The organism is Candidatus Thiodiazotropha endolucinida (genome assembly GCF_001715975.1).
Taxonomy (GTDB): domain Bacteria; phylum Pseudomonadota; class Gammaproteobacteria; order Chromatiales; family Chromatiaceae; genus Thiodiazotropha; species Thiodiazotropha endolucinida.
In genome coordinates this window covers 17,532-37,471 of record NZ_MARB01000030.1, presented here as the reverse complement: position 1 = coordinate 37,471, position 19,940 = coordinate 17,532, and the positions used below count along the sequence as shown (strand labels likewise).

The window sequence follows — 19,940 nt, the reverse complement described above, 5'->3', positions numbered from 1 at the left end:
CTGTGTGGCTCGACAGCTTATGACTCAGGACAACCGATGATACCGTTTCCCGTAATTGGCGTTGCCAGACCCAATTTTCTGATTCTGACACCCATCTGTGTGTCACTCGGTTTGGCTAGTGTCCTGTTGAGTGAACACGGTGTGACATGGGGCTTGTTTGCTGTCGTGCTACTGGGTGCCTTAATGGCACATATCAGTGTCAACGCGCTCAATGAATATATGGATTTTCAGTCGGGACTCGACTTCAAGACAGATCGCACGCCATTCAGTGGCGGCAGCGGAACCTTGGTGATTCAACCCCGCCTGGCACCCTATGCGCTGGGTATCGGGGTGGTATCTCTTTTTGTAACCCTGATCTGTGGCATATACCTTCTGCAGCATGTAGGTTGGGGGCTGGTCCCGATAGGTGTTCTCGGCATACTGATCATCGTTACCTATACCAGTTGGATCAATCGCAACAGAGTGCTGGTACTGGTTGCGCCAGGTTTGGGATTCGGGCCTTTGATGGTGATCGGTACTTACTATGCTTTGACGGCTGAATACAGTTCCACCGCATTGTTGCTGTCTATGGTTCCATTCTTTCTGGTCAACAATCTATTGCTTCTCAACCAGCTACCCGATGTGGATGCTGACCGCAGTGTGGGTCGCGATAACTTTGCCATCGCCTGGAGTACGGAAAAGAGTGCATGGTTGTTCCTGATATTCTGTATCCTGGCCTATGTGATGATTATTATGGGTGTGTTGCTGGGTCGTCTGCCTTTTACGGCGCTCATTGGTTTGCTCACAGCCGGAATCGCCTATCAGGTCTTTAAAGGCATCAGAGCGTATCGGGGTGAGATCAAACACTTGATACCTTACTTGGGTAAAAACGTCGTACTCACCCTGGTCACTCCACTTTTGATTTTTCTCGGCATATTGGCCGATATAGTAATTATTTGACTTACGTATCTTGGTGTAAGTAATCAATATTTCTGGTCGAAAATCTTATCTAAATCTGCCTGGTGGGAAACGACAATTGCAACTCTCCAATAATCACAATTCGCTTTTATGGGCTCTCCTGGGATCGCTATTCGCTGCTATCTGTCTAGTCGCGCTCTACAAGACATGGCCGATACTATTTCCCAATACGGTACTGAAGACGGCTGTCGATCCGACTTGCGATCTGCGCGCCGGGGCCTGTATGACTCAACTGAATGATGGTGGCAGTGTCTCCTTCTCCATTGAGCCGAGAGATATCCCGGTTGTGAAACCTCTGCAGTTGCGGGTCAACCTCGCAGGCATCCGTGCAACGAGTATCGAAGTGGATTTCGGTGGTGTGGATATGAATATGGGCTTCAATCGATCCAAATTGAGCCGTGTTGCCGATGGCGTTTTCAGCGGACAGGCAATGTTACCCGTGTGTGTCTGGGACGCCATGGAGTGGGAAGCCCAAGTCTTGATAGACACTCATAAGGGATTGATTTCGGTACCGTATCGCTTCATCACAGTCCGCCCAGGGGTATCCCTGCTGGAGTCGGATTCCTAGGGCCTGTTTACGGGCAACGCGTTCCTTATCATTTATCCCCCGGGGCAACCATTGCCTAATTAAGGGTATAATATAAAATATCATTGATAAACAGTTGTTTACATGAACGTATAAACAACTTTATCTGTCATTTGTTCTCCTCCTGTGGTAAATACTTGCCCTGTTTGTAGAAATCGTTATCCACACTCGGGCAGAAATAGATAAAAAATTAAAAACCTGAAATTGTGGATTCAGAGGGAAATCCACGTACAAGGTATTGATTAGTAGTGTATAAAAAATCATAGCCAAACACTTTGGCTGAGTGAGATTTTCTATTGCTCAACGGATCAGACGCTTGTGCGCGCTCCCGACTGACTTCCGAATTCAGGATAAGTACAACAATCACGGAGGTATTCCTAATATGGCCTATAAGAATCGCTTGCATCGGAGCGAACTGGCTGTGCCGGGCAGTAACATGCGGATGATTGAAAAGGCGCCGCACGCAGGAGCTGACCTGGTCTTTCTCGATTTGGAAGATGCTGTCGCCGTTTCCGACAAGGAACAGGCACGGCGGAATGTCATTCATGCACTCAATAGCCTCGATTGGTCGAAGTGCTCCGTATCCGTAAGGATCAATGGCTTGGACTCACACTTTTGCTATCGCGATATCGTCGATGTGGTTGAGCAGGCGGGGGATAAGCTGGATACCCTCTTGGTGCCGAAAGTCGGTCAACCATCGGATCTGCAGTTTGTCGCCCTGTTGCTGGAGCAGATTGAGGCGGCTAAGGGATTCAAGCCGATTAATCTGCATGCCTTGATCGAAACCGCCATGGGTATGGCGAATGTGGAAGCGATTGCGCAAAGCTGTCCCGATCGCCTCGAGGCGCTGGTGTTCGGTGTCGCTGATTATGCCGCTTCAACGCAGGCCAGAACCATCAGTATGGGCGGGGTGAATCCCGACTATCATGTGCTCAGTGATCCCAATGCCCAGGGACAGCGTAAGACCTATCTGGGCAACCAGTGGCATTTCGCCATGTCGCGTTTGATCGTTGCCTGTCGCGCCTATGGACTCAGACCCATCGACGGACCGTTCGGTGACATCAGCGATCCTGATGGCTATCTCGCTGTGGCAAAGTCATTCGCCGCCCTTGGGGGGGAGGGAAAGTGGGCCATACACCCCTCACAGGTTCCGCTTGCCAACCAGATTTTCACCCCTGATGAGGAGGAGGTCGAACGGGCAAGAAGAGTTTTGGACGCAATGGAAAAGGCGGCAGCCGAAGGGTTGGGCGCGGTCAGTCTCGATGGCCGCATGATCGATGCCGCATCCATTCGCCAGGCTGAGGTGATCATTGAAAAGATGAACCAGATAGAGGGCAAGGCCGTCAGCAAGGAGGCCGTTGCATGAACATACATGAGTATCAGACAAAGGAGCTGTTTCGCAGCTACAAGATACCCGTACCGGAGGGACGCATGGCCCATTCGGCCAACCAGGCCCTCTCCGTGGCGGAACAGCTGGGTGGCGACGGCTGGGTCGTCAAGGCGCAGATCCATGCCGGCGGTCGGGGTAAGGCCGGTGGCGTTCAACTGGCTACGAGCCTCGAAGAGGTGCAGGAGTATGCTGAGAACCTGATAGGCAGGCGCCTGGTGACCAGGCAGACCGGAGAAGCCGGGCGTTTGGTCAACCGGGTATTGGTTGAACAGGTTCATCAGATCGATACGGAATACTACCTCGGCCTGGTGATCGATCGCGGTAGCCAGCGGATTACCCTGATTGCTTCCGCCGCCGGTGGAATGGAGATCGAAGAGGTAGCCAGGGCAACACCGGAAAAAGTGATCCGGGAAGTGGTCGATCCGGCGGTGGGCCTGCAGGATTTTCAGTGTCGTAAAGTGGCCGCCGGGATCGGTCTCAGCGGTAAAGATATTGTTGAAGCGGCACGTATCATGAAGAGTCTTTATCGCTGCTTTCGAGATAAGGATGCCCTGATGGTCGAAATCAATCCACTGGTGATGACTACAGCTGGGGAGTTTCTGGCCCTGGACGCAAAAATGTCCTTCGATGGTAATGCCCTGTTCAGGCATTCGGAAATTACCGATCTTCGTGATTTTGATGAGGAGGATCCAAAAGAGGTTGAGGCCTCGGGCCATGATCTCAACTATATCGCCCTGGATGGCAGTGTCGGCTGTATCGTCAATGGCGCCGGCCTGGCCATGGCGACTATGGATGCCATCAGTCTGTATGGTGGGAAACCGGCGAATTTTCTCGATGTCGGCGGTGGCGCTTCACCGGAGAAGATCGCCAATGCCTTCCGCATCGTGCTGGAGGACCCAAACGTCAAGGTTGTCATGCTGAATATCTATGCCGGAATCAACCGCTGCGACTGGATTGCGGAAGGTATTGTCAAGGCGATGGCGGAGCTATCGGTCGAGGTACCGGTCGTAGTGAGATTGGCAGGCACCAACCTGGAAGCGGGCAGAGAGATACTGGCAAACTCGGGACTCGACTACATAAATGCCGACCGCCTCAGCGACGCAGCGGAAAAGTCGGTACAGGCAATCAATCAGGGGGTAGCGGCATGAGTATCCTCGTCAATAAGGATTCACGGGTCATTTTTCAGGGCTTTACCGGGCAACATGCCACCTTTCATGCCGAGGAAGCTATCCGGATGGGGACTCAGGTAGTGGGTGGCGTCACACCGGGCAAAGGCGGTCAAGTCCATATCGAAAGGCCGGTGTTCGATACCGTGAGGGATGCGGTAGTCCAGGCCGGCGCCGATGTCAGTGTGGTATTCGTTCCGCCGCCATTCAGTGCCGATGCCGTCATGGAAGCTATCGAAGCGGGGATCAAGGTTATCGTTGTGATCACCGATGGCGTGCCGGTGCAGGATATGGTCAGGGTGAAGCGATACCTGATCGGTCACGATGCCATCATCGTCGGACCCAACACGGCAGGGGTGATCACTCCGGAAGAGTGTAAGGTCGGGATCATGCCGGCCCATATCTACCCGAAGGGGCGAGTTGGGATCGTTTCTCGTTCGGGCACCCTGAACTATGAAGCGGTGGAGCAGATGAGTGAACTGGGACTGGGGGTCTCTACCAGTGTCAGCATCGGTGGCGATCCTGTGAATGGCTGTGATTTTCTGACCCTGCTGGAGAAGTTCGCCGATGACGACGAGACCGAGGCGGTTCTGATGATCGGCGAGATCGGTGGCGCCCAGGAGGTCGAGGCGGCTGCCTGGGCCAGGGATCATCTGAACAAGCCCCTGATCGGGTTCATTGCCGGTGCGACGGCACCGCCGGGGCGTAGAATGGGACATGCCGGAGCGATTATCTCAGGAGAGGGGGATACTGCCCAGGCTAAAATGCAGCGTCTGGCGGAATTGGGTGCCCATGTCGTGCAGAATGCCGCCGAAATAGGCAAGACGGTTCACCACAGCTTGAAATGAGGCGAATCAAGGGCCAAGCTTTCATCCTGTGGCTCTGTCTGTCCTTTTTCAGTGGAAGCGTGGTGGCGCAGAATCGGACGATCGATCCCGCTACCGGTGTTGTCACATGGGAGACAACCGCACATGGGGTGATACTCTCGTTGACCCAGATGCTGCCGGATCAGGCCCGTGCCTTCTATCTCAATCGCGGACTGTCGGCCGAAGCCACCGAGGCCTATGCCAAGGCCTGTGTTTATAGTGTGGTGTTGCGAAATGATACCGCTTCCGGCGTGGTTCATTTCAGATTGGCTGATTGGTCCGTAGTGAGTGAGGGTAAATCCAAGCCTCTGCCGAGCGTGGAGGGATGGCTTAGTCGTTTCGAGGAATATGAACACCCAAAATCTGCGACAATTGCATTCAGATGGGCTCAATTTCCACCGCGACAAGCCTATCAGCCCGGAGGTGACTGGAATCAGGGAATGCTCGCTACCGGACTCCCGGCCGGTAGTGAATTCGATCTGGTGGCCCGCTGGGAAGTGGCCGGGCAACCTTATCAAGGTGTCTTGAACAATGTGCGTTGTGCCCGCTGACTACATTAAATGGTTGGGGTTATGGTTGTGTCTGTGGCTTGTCCCGGCACAGGCTGAACTCCCGCCGTTGACCCATAATCTGATTCCTGTCTCGGAATCACGATCGGCTCCCGATCTGCGATTGCCCGATATGGATGATGAGATAGTTGATATAAGATCACTGAAGGGCAAGGTTGTCGTCGTCAATTTCTGGGCGACCTGGTGCCCCCCCTGCAGGCGTGAGATGCCATCCCTGGAACAGCTCTATCAGGCGACAAAAGAGCGGGGTGTCGTGGTGTTGGCTGTCAATATCGGTGAGGACGTCGATGCCATCTTTCCCTTTCTCGGCAGAGTGGAGCCCTCGCCCAGCTTCCCGATCCTGCTCGACAGTGACTCCTCAAGCCCGTCCGCTTGGAAGGTGAGGGGATTGCCTACCACGTTCGTGGTTGCGCCTGACGGTACACTGGCCTTTCAGGCAGTGGGCGGCCGCGAATTCAGTCATCCCGATCTAATCAAACAGCTGATGAGCCTGTTTGAGGAAGGTAGCATTAAATGACACAGTACTCGAACGGGCAGGGTATCTGTTTCAGATTGAGTATCCCGGCAGCCGTTCTAAACTCGAAATGGTATCGGAAAGCCCTTGAGTTGCCTCTCTCTCATGTCTGTTACCGCTTGTAATTGTTCCTCAATAGGAGGAATATTCCCCAATCAGACCACAGGAATAGGTTCCGTGCGATGAAAAGGCTTTTAATCCTCAACAGCAAGGGAGGCTGTGGAAAAACAACGATAGCGACAAATCTGGCGGGTTTTTATGCCGCTTCCGGGACGTCGACAGCACTCTTCGATTACGATCCCCAGGGATCCAGCAAGCGTTGGCTGGAGCTGCGTCCAGACCAATTTCCAGACATCAGTGGCGTGTTTGCCGCCAAAACCACTCAAGGAAGCGTCACGCGTTCCTTTGCCCTACGGGTACCCCCGGACACGCAGCGCATCATAGTGGATACCCCCGCATCGATGAAACGTCTGGAAATGATGGAGATGCTGCGCTCGGCAACAGCGGTTGTGGTGCCTGTTCTCCCCTCCGGGATCGATTGTCATGTTACTTTAGATTTTCTCAAGCAGCTTAGTGACCTGGTCCGTCAGATGGGGCTCAATATTCCAATCGGAATCGTAGCCAATCGGGTGCGTATCAATACACGTTCGTTCAAGAAGCTTAAAGCGTCGCTGGAGGAGCTGGATGTGCCTCTGGTGGCCTTTCTGAGAGAGTCGCAAAACTATGTTTATGCGGCCGAGTCGGGTTATGCGGTAGTCGACTTGAAACAGCCTGCGTTTAAAAAAGACAATCAACAGTGGTCGATACTGATTAACTGGCTGGAGACAGGCCAGCTTCAGCCATCCATCCCTCCCAGTAACAAAGAAACACAACACGTAGTCAATCTACAGTAGTTAGTGTTAACAGGCCCAGAAGTAACCGATTACCTGCGATCTGTCAGTAACAAAGTCGTCTAATTACAGTTTGTCATTCTGTTGAATATATTCTCCCAATCGTTTGTCGACCTGTGTGGTGTGCAGTGCGAACCATAAGAAAACAAATTCGACAATAGAATCCAGAGGGAGCGCCCCGGAGCGAAACTGTGCCATCATATCTGTAAATTTGGTGAGTAGCTTTTCGTGCTCGTGGCGATGTTCGTCATATCCCGGGTAGTCAACCCTGAGCATTTCGTTCTCTTCGCTAAGAAAATGAAATTCAGCATATTTTACCAATTCGGCCAGTAATCTGAGAATTCGCTCTTTATTGCTGTTGGCCTCCACTTCTGTAGAGATAGTACGAATCAAATTCAGAAAGACCCGATGTTCTGAGTCAATTCTTTCATGGCCAACTTCGAAATTAGTGTCCCAATCGATATTTATCATACTATCAACCTGTATGCGAAACAGAAGTTGTCGTCAGTAAATCTGAGTCTTCAGCAAAGCCCGACGTGGATAGTACAAAGAGTAGCAGGGTGTATGCATTTGCTGACGTTTCCCGGTAAGGGATAATCGAATTGTCAAAGGGGTTGTTTATCCACTCACTAAATACGCTGATCCTCACCCGCTCAGACGCTTGTATTTGATTCGATGCGGTTGATCGGCTTCAGCGCCGAGACGCTGTTTGCGATCGGCCTCATAGTCGGCATAGTTGCCTTCAAACCACACCACGCCGGAATCTCCCTCGAAGGCGAGTATGTGGGTGGCGATACGATCGAGGAACCAGCGGTCATGGCTGATGATGACCGCACAACCGGGGAAGGAGAGCAGGGCCTCTTCCAGGGCGCGCAGTGTCTCCACATCGAGATCATTGGTCGGTTCATCGAGGAGCAACAGATTACCGCCGCTTTTCAACAACTTCGCCAAGTGCACCCGGTTGCGTTCACCGCCGGAGAGGTCGCCGATACGTTTCTGCTGATCGGAACCCTTGAAGTTGAAGCGGCTGACATAGGCTCGGGATTGCATCTGAAAGCGGTCTACGGTGATGATATCCTGGGAGTCCGAGATCTCCTCCCAGACCGTCTTGTTTGCGTCCAGGGCATCTCGGCTTTGATCCACATAGGCGATTTCCACGGTCTCACCGATGCGCATCTCTCCGGTGTCGGGCTTTTCCTGGCCGGTGATGATGCGAAACAACGTTGTTTTTCCCGCACCATTGGGGCCTATAATGCCGACAATACCACCTTTGGGCAGGTTGAAGGTGAGATCGTCGTATAGCATACGATCGCCGAAGGATTTTCTGAGGCCTACTGTATCGATCACCAGATCGCCCAGCCGCGGTCCCGGTGGAATATAGAGTTCATTGGTCTCATTACGTTGCTGAAACTCCTGAGACTGCAACTCTTCAAAACGCTGTAGACGGGCCTTGCTTTTGGCGTGGCGTCCTTTGGGATTGGAGCGAACCCAATCCAATTCCGCCTTCATGCTCTTGATATGAGCCGCTTCCTCGCGGGACTCCTGTTCCAGGCGTTGCTCTTTCTGTTCCAGCCAGGAAGAGTAGTTACCCTCCCATGGGATGCCATAACCACGGTCCAGTTCAAGAATCCAGCCGGCAACATTGTCAAGAAAATAGCGGTCATGGGTGACCGCAACCACTGTGCCGCTGTATTCATGGAGAAATCGTTCCAACCAGGCCACCGATTCCGCATCCAGGTGGTTGGTGGGTTCGTCGAGCAGCAGCATATCGGGTTTTTCAAGCAGTAATCTACACAGAGCCACACGACGCCTTTCACCACCCGATAGGTTTTTGACATCGGCATCCCAAGGCGGCAGACGCAGGGCATCAGCAGCAATTTCCAGTTGGCGCTCGATATTGTGTCCATCTGTGGCCTGGATGATATTTTCGAGTTCAGCCTGCTCTTTTGCCAAGGCGTCGAAGTCGGCATCCGCCTCTGCATAAGCGGCGTAGACCTCGTCTAAGCGGGCCAGGGCCTGTTTAACATCGCCTAACGCGGCTTCCACATTACCACGCACATCGGTGGTTTCGTCCAATTGTGGTTCCTGGGGCAGGTAGCCGATGCGGATACCAGGCTGTGGTCGTGCTTCCCCTTCAATATCAGTATCGACACCAGCCATGATACGTAACAGAGTTGATTTGCCGGCACCGTTGAGACCCAGCACACCGATCTTGGCGCCGGGAAAAAAGGAGAGTGATATATCGCGTAATATCTGTTTCTTAGGTGGGACGACCTTACCCACCCTGTTCATCGTGTAAATGTACTGGGCCATGGATAGTTGATGGTTGTTGGATTGGGATGGCGCTTAGGGGCCAATTGATCCCGATATAATAACATGTGAATCCTGAAACCTGATAGTAGATCTCGGTTTTATATGGCATGGGAAATAAATAACTGGAGAGCTTGATATAACCCAAATGTGAATTACACATTATTAATGTCTCCAGCGAATTTTGGCAAATGCTAGCTGGTTATGAGTGTTCAACCAATACCATAATCGGGTATGCAGATGGGCTGGAGATGGTGTCGGTCATGATGCTGTCCGCACTAAGCGGTTCTTAGCATGGTGTGCATGGCCCCATCTTGGGTATCTTGTAAACTTCTACAGAGGAGACTGGGTATTCAACTTGATGGAATCGTATGATTCAGGGTTGACAGGTTTGGCTAAAACATACGCATGAGAAGAGTGCGTTTTGATAGATAAATCGCAATTGAATCTAAAGCAAGCGTATCGGAGTCTGGCCGTTTCAATCTAAGATCGAGGTTCCGTATTCATCAATAGAGCCAACAGAACCCCGCTTAGGCGGGGTTTCTCATTTTGTATGCCTCTTTTGTGTTAACAGGCCGTGGCATCACTGATAAGACGGATCGTGATCAGAGGACACTATCGTGTCCGCGCTGTCTTGGCCATTGGTGTTGCCGTTTAACTTTATAAATTTGAGCAACTCGTCCTCAGGCACGGGGTGAGAGTAGAAGAATCCTTGCGCCAAACCACAACCAGCCCTGCTGAGATGGTCGATTTGCGTCTGGTTTTCCACGCCCTCGGCGATCAGGTTTAGGTTGAGTCCCTTGGCCATGGCGATAATCGCATCGATGATAGAGTTGTCTTCGGAGGTTTTGATGCCTTGAACAAACGAACGGTCGATCTTCAAGGTGTTGATTGGCAGATTCTGTAGATAGCCCAACGATGAGTAGCCGGTACCAAAATCATCGATGGCGATGCGTATGCCCTTATGGGATAACTTGGTCAAGGCATCTATCGCTTTCTCCATGTCCTGCATAATGGCATGCTCGGTGATCTCCAGTTCCAAAGTGTCTTTCGGTAATTGATGCCGCTTGATAATCTTGAGCGCTTTATTTACAAACTGATCCATCTCAAGTTGTTGCATTGAGATGTTTACCGAAAGTTGTAATGAGATACCTTCCTGTTCCATCCAGCGTTTTATGTCCGTGCACGCCCTTCGCAGCACCCATTCTCCAAGGGGTATGATCAGACCGGATTCTTCCGCGACACTGATAAATTCATTGGGTTGGATTGTGCCTTTTTCCGGATGTTTCCAACGAACCAGTGCCTCGACACCCTTCATATAACCGTTATTGATATCAAACTGTGGTTGATAGTAGAGACATAGTTCATTGGTTGAGATCGCTTTGCGTAAGCCATTCTCAATATCCAGGGATTGCGAGAAGTGAGCCTTCATCTTCTCTGAATAGAAGGCATAACCGTTCTTTCCGGCATTCTTCACTTTATACATCGCGATATCGGCATGTTTGATCAATGAGTCCTTGGTGTCACCATCACTGGGATAGATGGAGATGCCGATGCTGAAGCTGATGAAGATTTCCTCGTTTTTTATGATAAAGGGTTCCAATGTCAGTCGGAGAATCTTTTCCGCCAGGTTTCTTGCATCCTGTATATCATTGATTTCGGGTACAAGCAGATTGAATTCGTCACCACCGACGCGGGCGAGGGTATCGGCTTCTCTCAACTCACTGCGGAGCCGCTGGCCAACCATTTTCAGTAACTCATCACCCACATAGTGACCGAGTGAGTCATTGATGATCTTGAAACGGTCCATGTCCAGATACATGATTGCCAATTTCTTACCCGAGCGCTTGGATTGCGCCATGGCCATGTTTAACCGGTCGCGGAACAAGCTGCGATTGGGTAGATTGGTCAATAGATCGTGGTAGAGCTGATACTTGATGAGTTCTTCGGCCTGTTTCCGTTCAGAGATATCGCGTGCAACACCATAGGTGCCAATGAATGACTTGGTTTTATCATCATTCGTTGTGTATATGCCGATCGAACTCAACTCGACCGGTACAGTGCCGGAATCGAAAAAACGGCTGCCGTTATTGTTCTTACTGCTCAACTTCAGTTCTGCGCTACGCGTGGCGCGTTCCCCGGCACGACGCTCATTGAATGTGAAATGGGCTCTTTCTATATCTTCTGTATGAATAAGTTTGCTGAAATGTTCGCCGATGATTTCTTTCTGGTCGTAGCCCAGAAGTGACTTTACGCGCTCATTTATGAAGGCGAATCTGCCCTCATGATCCAGCAGGTAGATCATATCGGGTGAATTATTGACAATAAACTTGTGGAGGGACTCGGACGCCTGAAGCCGCAGTTGAATTGACTGATTTGTTGCCTTCAACTGACGACGTTCAAGAACATTGGCGACAGATCGCAACAGCTCGTCCGGCGCATAGGGTTTACGCAGAAAGTCCTGAGCCCCTTTGCGTAGTGCCATGGTCGCATGGTCAAAGGTGGTTTCGCCGCTAACAACGATGATATCGCAATTCAACCGATAAGAATCGATATGCTCCATCACTTTGTGTCCATGGAGATCGGGCATATTCAGGTCGAGCTTGCGCTATTAAGCAGATCGATCGCCTCACTGCCGCATTCTGCCAGTGTTGTCTCATAACCTGTGAAGCGCAGGATTTCCTTCAGGCTGGCTCTCGCCCTTGGCTCATCATCAGCGATCAATATACGCGCGTTATTGCTTCGCTTTGGTCGATTGGTATTAATGTCTGTCGGAAGGGATTCGAAGTTGCCTTCAATACCTCGCCATGGTGCCGGATAGTATGGGTGCATAATGAATTCCTTATACTAGCCGGTCCTGGGCAGGTAGATCTGAAATCGCGTGCCTGCCCCGCTATTCGATGTACAGTTAATGGAACCGGAAAGCTCATCAATGAGATTTTTAACGATAGTAAGCCCCAATCCGGAGTGGGAATTATCTTTGGTGGTTGTAACCGGGGTGAATAACTGGTCCATAATCTCTTTGCCTATTCCTGGGCCATCGTCAGTAATCTGAATTTCAATGTGTTCTTTGCCATTTATATAGGCATTGGCGCGGGTTTCAATACTCAGTTTTCCCCCTTCCGGCATGGCTTCGACCGCATTTTTTATCAAATTGGTCAGTATCTGCTTGATATGGCCCCGCTGCGTGTCAAGATGGGGCAGGTTTGAGTCAAGATCAAGTTCAGTGGAGATATTGTGCATGGGAAACAGCGAGGATTGAAATAATTTGTACAGATCCTGTATGAGTTGGTTGATGTCGACACTTTTTGTCTGTTGCTCGAGTTCATCGGGAATATCACGAATTCGCAGTATGATCTTGCCGACCCTTGCAATTTCTTCCTTGATAATATTCAGTTCTTCGGTTGCTTCATGATCCTCGCCAAGTTTCATGCCGAGAATGTGCAGGTAGTTGTTGATGATTCCGAGTGGGTTGTTCGCCTCATGTACGACTTTCCGCGCCTCGAGGTGAAACGTGGCCCGCTCGTCTTCAATCATCTGCTGTTGGTGGGTGAGCATGTTCTGCTGCCGCTGGAGCATTTCCGCCGCCTCCCCGGCAAAAAGTGTGAGCAGCTGCAGTTGCCCGTCCAGTTCTTCCCACTGGTCTTGGTTGATGCCGATGGCGATCAATCCAATCCGGGATTGATGGGTGCTCAACGGCAGGTAAAGCAGGGCTTCCTTGTTCAGAAAGCGCGCCAATTGGCGATCCACGACACTTACCAGCGCCAGATTCTCATCACCCTGTGAATAGCGGGAGCTTTTTTGATTGAAGGCAGTGGCGGCCAGGCTGCGATCGGATTCAACGGAAATCGTAATTTCTTCCAACAGTGCATTGTTATGGGCTGTTGGGCTGATCGGGCTTAGCGTCTTCCCATCCTGATTCAGTATCAGGTAGCAGACCTGTTGAATGCCGAAGAGCAGATCGAGGTCGCGCTGAATCTGTTGCATCGTGGCGATCACGTCCGGTGTTTCCGGTATAGCTTCCAAACCGCCGCCGAACAGGGCCGCCTGTTTGATGCGTTCCGCCAAAGCCTGCCGATGATCTTGTGCCTGTTTTTCAGTTTTCTGTCTAGGCAGGGTAATGCCAAGACTTCGTGCCGCATTGGCTGCCTTATCCCTGGCATCTTGGATTAACTCTTCCACGATTGTCTGATTCAGCCCGAACAGGGTATCGGCACGCGCCAGGACCTCATTTTCCAGTTTGTCGGTGCTGTCGGAGAGATGGCTTGCAAGATTGACCAGTTTTACCAAGTGCGAGCAGTCGAGAATATTATCTGCGGGTTCGTGCTGGTAGAGCACTGCGTCAGCCAGGAAGGATTGCAGGTCCCAGCTTTCAATCATGTGTGATCCGATCTGTGGCGATGAAAAGTCGAATTTCTCGATCTCCGCCTTGACCAGTGACTCCCCTGTCAAACCCTGTTCAAGTATGGCTCCGTACTCATCAGGAGAGGCCTGCAGTAAAGCCAGCTGTCCCAGTCTATGCAGGAGTCCTGCAAGATAAGCCTCATCGGGTGACCGGTATGTGGTCAGGTCCGCCAATGCCTTTGTTGTTTGTGCGCATATCAGTGACTGAAACCAGATTTCGTCAAGGGCTTGTCCAGCCTGTTTACTGAGCTGGTTGAAAAATTGCTGGACTGCGCTGTTGATGGCGATTGTTCTGACGCTGCGAATACCAAGAACCACCAACAGTCGCTGGATATCGCTGATTTCCTGCCATTGACGATAGAAAGGTGAGTTGGCTGCCGTGATCACCTTGGAAGAGACTCCAGCGTCTTTCTCTATCGTTTCCGCCAGATGTTTGAAACTCACATCGGAGTTGTTGCAGCTATCGATGAGCTCGATAAGGATTGCTGGCGGGCTGGGAAGATTGCTGAATCTTCCTATGAGTCGCTTTTGCTCCGATTGAGTAGGCACGGAAATCCTAAAAATATTATTTATTAACAGCTGGTTACCGGAGTAATTAATAGCACTTAATTAGTTACTGTTAAAGCTATTTTACTAAAAAGTCCTTAATTCATGTATGGGTTTCTGTCTCGGATGACGTCCAAATGACGAAACTGGACATGTCGAATTTTTGCCTTGCGCAGGATTTCTGGCGAGTCAATATTTTGTCTCTATTTAAAGATCTGCTTATAACTATATGAATAGAAGGGAATAAATTTATTAATATCGAGTGGCATTTATATTGCATTCAAATAGGATGTAAATCTTGAGGGTGGCATTATGGCAGACGAACAAGCAGCAGAAGAACTCGATTTAGGCGAAGAGAAATCGGGTAAGTCCAAGCTCATTATCATCATTGCAATCGTTACCGTTTTACTGATTGGTGGCGGTGTTGCCGCCTATTTTCTCCTGATGGGGGACGATGAAGCGATCGATGAGGAGGATTCCGCGTCGTCAGAGCAAGCGGCCGAATCTGAAGAGCCGCTGAGTCCTGCCCAGTATATCGAGCTGAAGCCACCCTTTGTCGTCAACCTGCCGGGTCGCCCAAGTCTGCTGCAAATCGGGGTCAGTGTCAGGGTCCGATCCGACGAGATGGTCGAATTCATCAAACACAATGATCCGATGATTCGCCACAACCTCCTAAACCTGCTCTCGGGTGCGGATGCCAAAGCCCTGAAGGCGCGCGAGACAAAGGAGAGCCTGCAGAGGGAGATGCTCAAGGAACTCAATCGGGTTGTCACCGAGTTAGCGGGGCCCGGGGAAGTTGAAGCACTCTATTTCACCAGTTTTGTAATGCAATAATCATCATGAGCGCCAACGACTTACTTTCACAAGAAGAGATCGACGCCCTGTTACACGGGGTCGATAACGGTGATGTCGCGACAGAAACGGATGTGGCCGATGCCGGTGGTGTCAACTCCTATGACTTCACCAGCCAGGACCGTATCGTTCGCGGTCGTCTGCCTACGTTGGAGATGATCAATGAACGATTTGCGCGTCTGTTCCGAACCAGCCTTTTCAACATGCTTCGACGCACGGCTGATCTCTCTGTATCCGGGATCCAGATGCAGAAGTTTTCCGAGTTTGTGCATAGCCTGTTTGTCCCAACCAGCCTGAATATGATCCGGGTACCGCCATTGCGGGGAAAGGGGCTGTTCGTGATCGATCCCAAGTTGGTATTCAGTGTCGTGGATAACTATTTTGGCGGATCCGGGCGATTCCATACCAAGATCGAAGGACGTGACTTCACACCGACGGAAAACCGGGTCATTCAACTCCTTTTGAACAGAGCATTCGAGGATCTGGAAGTCGCCTGGAAACCAGTTTTCCAGGTTAAATTCGAATACAGCGGTTCAGAGGTCAACCCTCAGTTTGCCAATATCGTGAGTCCGTCAGAGGTGGTGGTTGTGACATCTTTTCACGTCGATCTGGAGAGTGGCGGTGGTGATTTCCATGTCTGCATGCCGTATTCGATGCTCGAACCGATACGTGAGTTGCTCGATGCGGGCGTTCAGAGTGATCGAGGTGAACGGGATGAACGCTGGGAACGTTCCCTCAAGGAGGAGATCCTGGCTGCGAAGATTGAACTCTCCAGCATTTTGACCGAGGTGCAGATCAGTGTCAAAGAACTGGCTGAGTTGAAAGAGGGGGACATCATACCCATCGAAATGCCGGAACAGGTTGATGTTGAAGCCGCCGAGGTTCCTGTCTTCAAAGCTAAATTGGGCGTTTCGGATGGCAGTTATGCCTTGAAGATCAACAACTGGATTCAACAGAATCGGCGCAAAGGTCTGCACGATTATCTGGAAATGGAAAGAAAAGCCGTGCAAGACGCGAATGGCGAATAAGTGGATAGCCGATACGGTGAATCAGCTGTGAATGACAGCAGAATGGTACCCCAAGAGGGCGTAAAAAATGAGTGAAGAGAAAACGAGTGATCCGAACGAAGCATTAGCGGATGAATGGGCCGCAGCACTGGACGAACAGGTCGATAACGAGAGTGATGATAAGGCTGCCGCAGCCTCTTTCGATGAACTGCAGGATGAGTCCGGTAACGATGCCGTGAATATGGATGCGATCCTGGATGTGCCGGTTACCATCTCAATGGAGATTGGCCGCACCAAGATTAATATCCGCAACTTGCTGCAATTGAATCAGGGTTCTGTCGTCGAATTGGATCGATTGGCGGGTGAGCCAATGGACGTATTGGTCAACGGTACGCTGATCGCCCAGGGCGAGGTTGTTGTAGTGAACGAGAAGTTCGGTCTCAGGTTGACCGATATCATCAGTCCCTCAGAGCGGGTGAAGAGGATCAGTTGATGTGCCGTTGGCCCTTCATCACTCTTCTCTTCAGCCATTCACTATACGCGGCCGATACCGCGCAGAAACAACTGGGTGTCAATGTCTCCCCCTTGGGTGCCGACAGCCTGCTGAGTACCGTCGGCGGTCTGTTGTTGGTGCTCGGAATCATCATTGGCGGGGCCTGGCTGTTCAAGCGCTATGCGCAAATGCCCATGGGCGGAAAGGGAATGGTGCGAGTGGTTGGAGGGGCTTCAGTAGGAACCCGTGAACGGGTGATCGTTGTGGAGGTCGATAATCAGCGGTTGCTGCTTGGGGTAGCGCCGGGTCAAGTGCGTACTCTACATATCCTGCAAGGATCAGGGCAGGGTTTTCAAAACTATTTGGATAATGAAAGGGGCAGCGGTCAGGAGCGGAAGCAATGAGGGCCTGGCTGTTAATCATCGGCCTTTTAAGCAGTACCTTGCTGCAGGCAGCTCCCGGTGTCGATGCGTTTACGGTGGCGTCGGATGGCGAAGGTGGTCAAACCTATACCCTGACTATCCAGATCCTGCTCTTCATGACCGCACTGACGCTGTTGCCGGGTGCCTTGATGATGATGACCTCTTTTGCCCGGATCATCATTGTCCTGGCCATACTCAGGCAGGCCCTGGGCACCCAGAACACACCCTCGAATCAGATACTCATCGGTTTGGCCCTGTTTCTTACCCTGTTTATCATGATGCCGGTCTTCACCGAGGTGAATGAGGTGGCGTTGCAACCTTATCTGGCGGAAGAGATGAATGCCACCCAGGCACTGCAGGCCGCCTCCGAACCGGTGAAATCATTCATGATCGCGCAGACGCGTGAGGATGACCTGGCACTGTTTGCGCGCATCGGTGATTTCAGTGAGCTCGCCGAGCCCGACGATGTGCCATTCAGTCTGTTGCTTCCCTCGTTTGCCACCAGTGAATTGAAAACCGGTTTCCAGATCGGTTTTCTGCTGTTTATACCGTTCCTGATCATCGACATTGTGGTAGCCAGTATATTGATGTCGATGGGCATGATGATGCTGTCACCCATGATTATATCCCTACCGTTCAAGATTATGCTGTTTGTGCTGATCGATGGGTGGGCATTGGTATTTGGCACCTTGGCGGCGAGTTTCCAACTCTAAGGGGGAGGGTATATGAGTCCGGATACCGTAATGTCGATTGGACAAAATGCACTTGAGGTGATTGGCATACTGGCCGGATTGGTTTTACTGCCCGCGTTGGCGGTTGGTTTGATTATCGCCATGTTTCAGGCCGCAACCCAGATCAACGAGATGACATTGACCTTCATTCCCAAGCTGGTGGTTGTGGGCGTGGTGCTGATGTTCGCGGGCAACTGGATGCTGCACCTACTGATGAATTTTTCCATGAACCTGATTGAGAGCATTCCTGAACTGCTTTTTTAAGCCTTGTACAGCAAAAAACGTATCTATGAGGCACTTTTGGAAACATCATGATCTTCAACGAAGCGCAGTTCAATACCTGGTTGGCGGCCTATCTTTGGCCGATGGTGCGCATCAGCGCCATGCTGGTGGCGATACCGCTGTTCAGTTCGCGACAGATACCGGCACGGTTTCGGCTCTTTATGATGATCCTGATTACCTTGCTGGTTGCACCGACGCTGCCGCCTCAACCTCAGGCGGATGTGCTGAGTCACACCGGTTTTATCATTTTGCTGCAGCAGATTCTGATTGGCGTGATGATGGGATTTATCCTGCAGATGGTATTCGGTGCACTGGTATTCGGAGGACAAGTGATCGCCTATAGCATGGGCCTGGGCTTCGCCTCCATGGTCGATCCGGCGAATGGGGTGCAGGTCCCGGTGGTAGCCCAATTCTATCTGATACTCGCAACCCTGCTGTTCCTGATATTCAACGGACATCTACTTTCGATAGAGTTGATCGCCGACAGTTTTGACACCATGCCGGTTGCGATGGACGGCCTCTCACGAAACGGGCTGCTTGAAGTCGTTGCCTGGGGCAGCCGGCTGTTTACCGGTGGTCTGCTGATTGCACTACCCATTGTCGGGGCCATGCTGATGGTTAATATGGGCATGGGTGTGGTGATGCGCGCGGCGCCGCAGTTGAACATCTTTTCGATCGGCTTTCCGATTACCATGCTGCTCGGGTTTGCCCTGATATGGGTCACCCTGCCGAATGCCTTCAGTGTCTTCAATGAACTCCTCGATGAGGCCTTTCAGCATCTGATGTCGACCCTTCGGGTGACGGGGTGAATCATGGCTGAGAACGAAAACGGCCAGGAAAAAACAGAACAACCCTCGGCGAAAAGACTGCTGGATGCCAAGCGCAAGGGGCAGGTTCCCCGTTCCCGTGAACTCAACAGTATGGCGGTAACCATGATTGGTGTGACCACACTTGTTGTCATGAGTAATGCCATTGGCGACGGTTTGTCGCAGATGATGAGTGAGAGCTTTGTTCTGACCCGGGAGCAGATCTTCGATATCAACATCATGTTGATTCAATTAGGTGATCGTTTCCTGCAAATGATGGTAACGCTGCTACCTTTCTTTCTCTTGGTCGTGGTGGCGGCCATCTTCAGCTCTGTCGCCCTGGGTGGGTTTTCCGTCAGCAGTGAGGCATTGGCGCCAAAACTGAGTAAATTGAGCCCGCTGAAAGGTTTGAAACGTGTCTTTTCCGCGCGCGGGCTGGTAGAGATGCTGAAAGCTTTGGCCAAGTTCATCTTTATCGGTGGTGTCACCATACTGTTGCTCTGGATGTCGCTGGACAAATTTCTCGCTTTACATGGTATGGAAATCTCGCAGGCAATGGAAAAACTGAATAGCCTGATCGGCTGGTCGGTAATCCTCATGACATCAACATTGATTCTTATCGCGGCGATCGATGTGCCCTTCCAACTGTGGGATCACAAGCGCCAACTGAAAATGACGCGCCAGGAACTGCGCGATGAATTGAAGGAGACCGAAGGCAAGCCTGAGGTGAAGAGCAGAATCCGGCAGCTGCAACGCGAGATGGCGCAAAAGCGCATGATGCAGGAGGTGCCGAATGCCGATGTCATCGTCACCAACCCGACTCACTATGCGGTGGCATTAAAATACGATCCGCAAACCATGCATGCACCGAAACTGTTGGCAAAGGGTGCTGACCTGGTGGCAATGACTATCCGTGAAGTAGGTGCCGAGGCCAAGGTGCCCGTGGTGGAGTCACCAATGCTCGCGCGTGCCATCTATTTCCATACTGAATTGAATGCCTTTATTCCCGCCGGACTCTATCTAGCTGTCGCTCGACTGCTGGCCTACGTCTTCCAGCTCAGGGCCTACCGAACCGAGGGCGGGGAGTATCCGGAGCTGCCGGATGATCTGTCGATTCCGGAAGAGTATCAACACTCACCAGAGGTGTAA

General features: G+C 51.4%; 21 protein-coding genes. 16 read left to right on the top strand and 5 right to left on the bottom strand.

Going from position 1 to position 19,940, the window contains the following annotated elements; translation table 11 throughout:
- Positions 1-36 precede the first annotated feature (36 nt).
- From CODIS_RS18445 to CODIS_RS18410, 8 genes are all read left to right on the top strand, one after another.
- Positions 37-939: a prenyltransferase gene (locus tag CODIS_RS18445; RefSeq protein ID WP_069128057.1), complete on the top strand. Its 903-nt coding sequence runs from the start codon at positions 37-39 to the stop codon at positions 937-939.
- A 76-nt stretch (positions 940-1,015) separates the two neighbouring features.
- Positions 1,016-1,525, top strand: coding sequence for a hypothetical protein (locus CODIS_RS18440; protein WP_069128054.1), 510 nt, complete (start codon positions 1,016-1,018; stop codon positions 1,523-1,525).
- A gap of 400 nt (positions 1,526-1,925) precedes the next feature.
- Positions 1,926-2,909 carry an HpcH/HpaI aldolase/citrate lyase family protein gene (locus CODIS_RS18435; RefSeq protein WP_069128051.1) on the top strand — a complete coding sequence of 328 codons (984 nt, stop codon included), beginning with the start codon at positions 1,926-1,928 and terminating at the stop codon, positions 2,907-2,909.
- Entirely contained in the window at positions 2,906-4,081 is a 1,176-nt protein-coding gene (gene sucC / locus CODIS_RS18430) for an ADP-forming succinate--CoA ligase subunit beta (RefSeq protein WP_069128047.1), read from the top strand. The genes CODIS_RS18435 and sucC overlap by 4 nt, the downstream gene beginning before the upstream one ends.
- Complete coding sequence (gene sucD / locus CODIS_RS18425) at positions 4,078-4,947, top strand: succinate--CoA ligase subunit alpha (protein WP_069128040.1); 870 nt, start codon at positions 4,078-4,080, stop codon at positions 4,945-4,947. Before sucC ends, sucD begins: the two co-directional genes overlap by 4 nt.
- Entirely contained in the window at positions 4,944-5,516 is a 573-nt protein-coding gene (locus tag CODIS_RS18420; RefSeq protein ID WP_069128037.1) for a hypothetical protein, read from the top strand. Before sucD ends, CODIS_RS18420 begins: the two co-directional genes overlap by 4 nt.
- The gene (locus CODIS_RS18415; RefSeq protein WP_069128034.1) at positions 5,497-6,051 is read left to right on the top strand and encodes a TlpA family protein disulfide reductase; all 555 of its coding nucleotides are present in this window, start codon (positions 5,497-5,499) and stop codon (positions 6,049-6,051) included. Before CODIS_RS18420 ends, CODIS_RS18415 begins: the two co-directional genes overlap by 20 nt.
- A gap of 179 nt (positions 6,052-6,230) precedes the next feature.
- The gene (locus CODIS_RS18410; RefSeq protein ID WP_069128030.1) at positions 6,231-6,941 is read left to right on the top strand and encodes a ParA family protein; all 711 of its coding nucleotides are present in this window, start codon (positions 6,231-6,233) and stop codon (positions 6,939-6,941) included.
- A 63-nt stretch (positions 6,942-7,004) separates the two neighbouring features.
- Here CODIS_RS18410 and CODIS_RS18405 read toward each other — a convergent pair whose 3' ends face one another.
- From CODIS_RS18405 to CODIS_RS18385, 5 genes are all read right to left on the bottom strand, one after another.
- The gene (locus CODIS_RS18405) at positions 7,005-7,409 is read right to left on the bottom strand and encodes a bacteriohemerythrin (RefSeq protein ID WP_069128027.1); all 405 of its coding nucleotides are present in this window, start codon (positions 7,407-7,409) and stop codon (positions 7,005-7,007) included.
- 174 nt (positions 7,410-7,583) lie between these two features.
- On the bottom strand, positions 7,584-9,251 hold the full coding sequence (gene ettA, locus CODIS_RS18400) for an energy-dependent translational throttle protein EttA (protein ID WP_069128023.1): 1,668 nt from the start codon (positions 9,249-9,251) through the stop codon (positions 7,584-7,586).
- Between the two features lie 580 nt (positions 9,252-9,831).
- Entirely contained in the window at positions 9,832-11,838 is a 2,007-nt protein-coding gene (locus CODIS_RS18395) for a two-component system response regulator (RefSeq protein ID WP_069128020.1), read from the bottom strand.
- A 2-nt stretch (positions 11,839-11,840) separates the two neighbouring features.
- Complete coding sequence (locus CODIS_RS18390) at positions 11,841-12,080, bottom strand: response regulator (protein ID WP_069128017.1); 240 nt, start codon at positions 12,078-12,080, stop codon at positions 11,841-11,843.
- 15 nt (positions 12,081-12,095) lie between these two features.
- Positions 12,096-14,201 carry an HDOD domain-containing protein gene (locus CODIS_RS18385; RefSeq protein ID WP_069128013.1) on the bottom strand — a complete coding sequence of 702 codons (2,106 nt, stop codon included), beginning with the start codon at positions 14,199-14,201 and terminating at the stop codon, positions 12,096-12,098.
- A gap of 309 nt (positions 14,202-14,510) precedes the next feature.
- Here CODIS_RS18385 and CODIS_RS18380 point away from each other — a divergent pair, with 309 nt between their 5' ends.
- From CODIS_RS18380 to flhB, 8 genes are all read left to right on the top strand, one after another.
- Positions 14,511-15,032 (top strand): flagellar basal body-associated FliL family protein, encoded by a 522-nt coding sequence (locus CODIS_RS18380; protein WP_069128011.1) that lies wholly within the window; start codon positions 14,511-14,513, stop codon positions 15,030-15,032.
- Between the two features lie 5 nt (positions 15,033-15,037).
- A complete protein-coding gene (fliM, locus tag CODIS_RS18375) occupies positions 15,038-16,078 on the top strand; it encodes a flagellar motor switch protein FliM (protein WP_069128008.1) in 1,041 nt (346 codons plus the stop codon).
- Positions 16,079-16,145: 67 nt separating this feature from the next.
- Positions 16,146-16,550, top strand: a complete 405-nt coding sequence (gene fliN / locus CODIS_RS18370; protein ID WP_069128006.1) for a flagellar motor switch protein FliN — start codon at positions 16,146-16,148, stop codon at positions 16,548-16,550.
- Positions 16,550-16,954: a flagellar biosynthetic protein FliO gene (fliO, locus tag CODIS_RS18365; protein WP_069128003.1), complete on the top strand. Its 405-nt coding sequence runs from the start codon at positions 16,550-16,552 to the stop codon at positions 16,952-16,954. The genes fliN and fliO overlap by 1 nt, the downstream gene beginning before the upstream one ends.
- Positions 16,951-17,685, top strand: a complete 735-nt coding sequence (gene fliP, locus CODIS_RS18360) for a flagellar type III secretion system pore protein FliP (protein ID WP_069128001.1) — start codon at positions 16,951-16,953, stop codon at positions 17,683-17,685. Before fliO ends, fliP begins: the two co-directional genes overlap by 4 nt.
- 12 nt (positions 17,686-17,697) lie before the next feature.
- Positions 17,698-17,967 (top strand): flagellar biosynthesis protein FliQ, encoded by a 270-nt coding sequence (gene fliQ / locus CODIS_RS18355; RefSeq protein WP_069127996.1) that lies wholly within the window; start codon positions 17,698-17,700, stop codon positions 17,965-17,967.
- A 47-nt stretch (positions 17,968-18,014) separates the two neighbouring features.
- On the top strand, positions 18,015-18,794 hold the full coding sequence (fliR, locus tag CODIS_RS18350; protein WP_069127993.1) for a flagellar biosynthetic protein FliR: 780 nt from the start codon (positions 18,015-18,017) through the stop codon (positions 18,792-18,794).
- 3 nt (positions 18,795-18,797) lie between these two features.
- The gene (gene flhB / locus CODIS_RS18345; protein ID WP_069127990.1) at positions 18,798-19,940 is read left to right on the top strand and encodes a flagellar biosynthesis protein FlhB; all 1,143 of its coding nucleotides are present in this window, start codon (positions 18,798-18,800) and stop codon (positions 19,938-19,940) included.

Bases quoted from the DNA above. Each gene is read 5' to 3' on its own strand.
- CODIS_RS18445 (WP_069128057.1), top strand. From the start codon at position 37: ATGATACCGTTTCCCGTAATTGGCGTTGCCAGACCCAATTTTCTGATT.
- CODIS_RS18435 (WP_069128051.1), top strand. From the start codon at position 1,926: ATGGCCTATAAGAATCGCTTGCATCGGAGCGAACTGGCTGTGCCGGGC.
- sucC (WP_069128047.1), top strand. From the start codon at position 2,906: ATGAACATACATGAGTATCAGACAAAGGAGCTGTTTCGCAGCTACAAG.
- sucD (WP_069128040.1), top strand. From the start codon at position 4,078: ATGAGTATCCTCGTCAATAAGGATTCACGGGTCATTTTTCAGGGCTTT.
- CODIS_RS18420 (WP_069128037.1), top strand. From the start codon at position 4,944: ATGAGGCGAATCAAGGGCCAAGCTTTCATCCTGTGGCTCTGTCTGTCC.
- CODIS_RS18415 (WP_069128034.1), top strand. From the start codon at position 5,497: ATGTGCGTTGTGCCCGCTGACTACATTAAATGGTTGGGGTTATGGTTG.
- CODIS_RS18410 (WP_069128030.1), top strand. From the start codon at position 6,231: ATGAAAAGGCTTTTAATCCTCAACAGCAAGGGAGGCTGTGGAAAAACA.
- CODIS_RS18405 (WP_069128027.1), bottom strand. From the start codon at position 7,409: ATGATAAATATCGATTGGGACACTAATTTCGAAGTTGGCCATGAAAGA.
- ettA (WP_069128023.1), bottom strand. From the start codon at position 9,251: ATGGCCCAGTACATTTACACGATGAACAGGGTGGGTAAGGTCGTCCCA.
- CODIS_RS18395 (WP_069128020.1), bottom strand. From the start codon at position 11,838: ATGCCCGATCTCCATGGACACAAAGTGATGGAGCATATCGATTCTTAT.
- CODIS_RS18390 (WP_069128017.1), bottom strand. From the start codon at position 12,080: ATGCACCCATACTATCCGGCACCATGGCGAGGTATTGAAGGCAACTTC.
- CODIS_RS18380 (WP_069128011.1), top strand. From the start codon at position 14,511: ATGGCAGACGAACAAGCAGCAGAAGAACTCGATTTAGGCGAAGAGAAA.
- fliM (WP_069128008.1), top strand. From the start codon at position 15,038: ATGAGCGCCAACGACTTACTTTCACAAGAAGAGATCGACGCCCTGTTA.
- fliN (WP_069128006.1), top strand. From the start codon at position 16,146: ATGAGTGAAGAGAAAACGAGTGATCCGAACGAAGCATTAGCGGATGAA.
- fliO (WP_069128003.1), top strand. From the start codon at position 16,550: ATGTGCCGTTGGCCCTTCATCACTCTTCTCTTCAGCCATTCACTATAC.
- fliP (WP_069128001.1), top strand. From the start codon at position 16,951: ATGAGGGCCTGGCTGTTAATCATCGGCCTTTTAAGCAGTACCTTGCTG.
- fliQ (WP_069127996.1), top strand. From the start codon at position 17,698: ATGAGTCCGGATACCGTAATGTCGATTGGACAAAATGCACTTGAGGTG.
- fliR (WP_069127993.1), top strand. From the start codon at position 18,015: ATGATCTTCAACGAAGCGCAGTTCAATACCTGGTTGGCGGCCTATCTT.
- flhB (WP_069127990.1), top strand. From the start codon at position 18,798: ATGGCTGAGAACGAAAACGGCCAGGAAAAAACAGAACAACCCTCGGCG.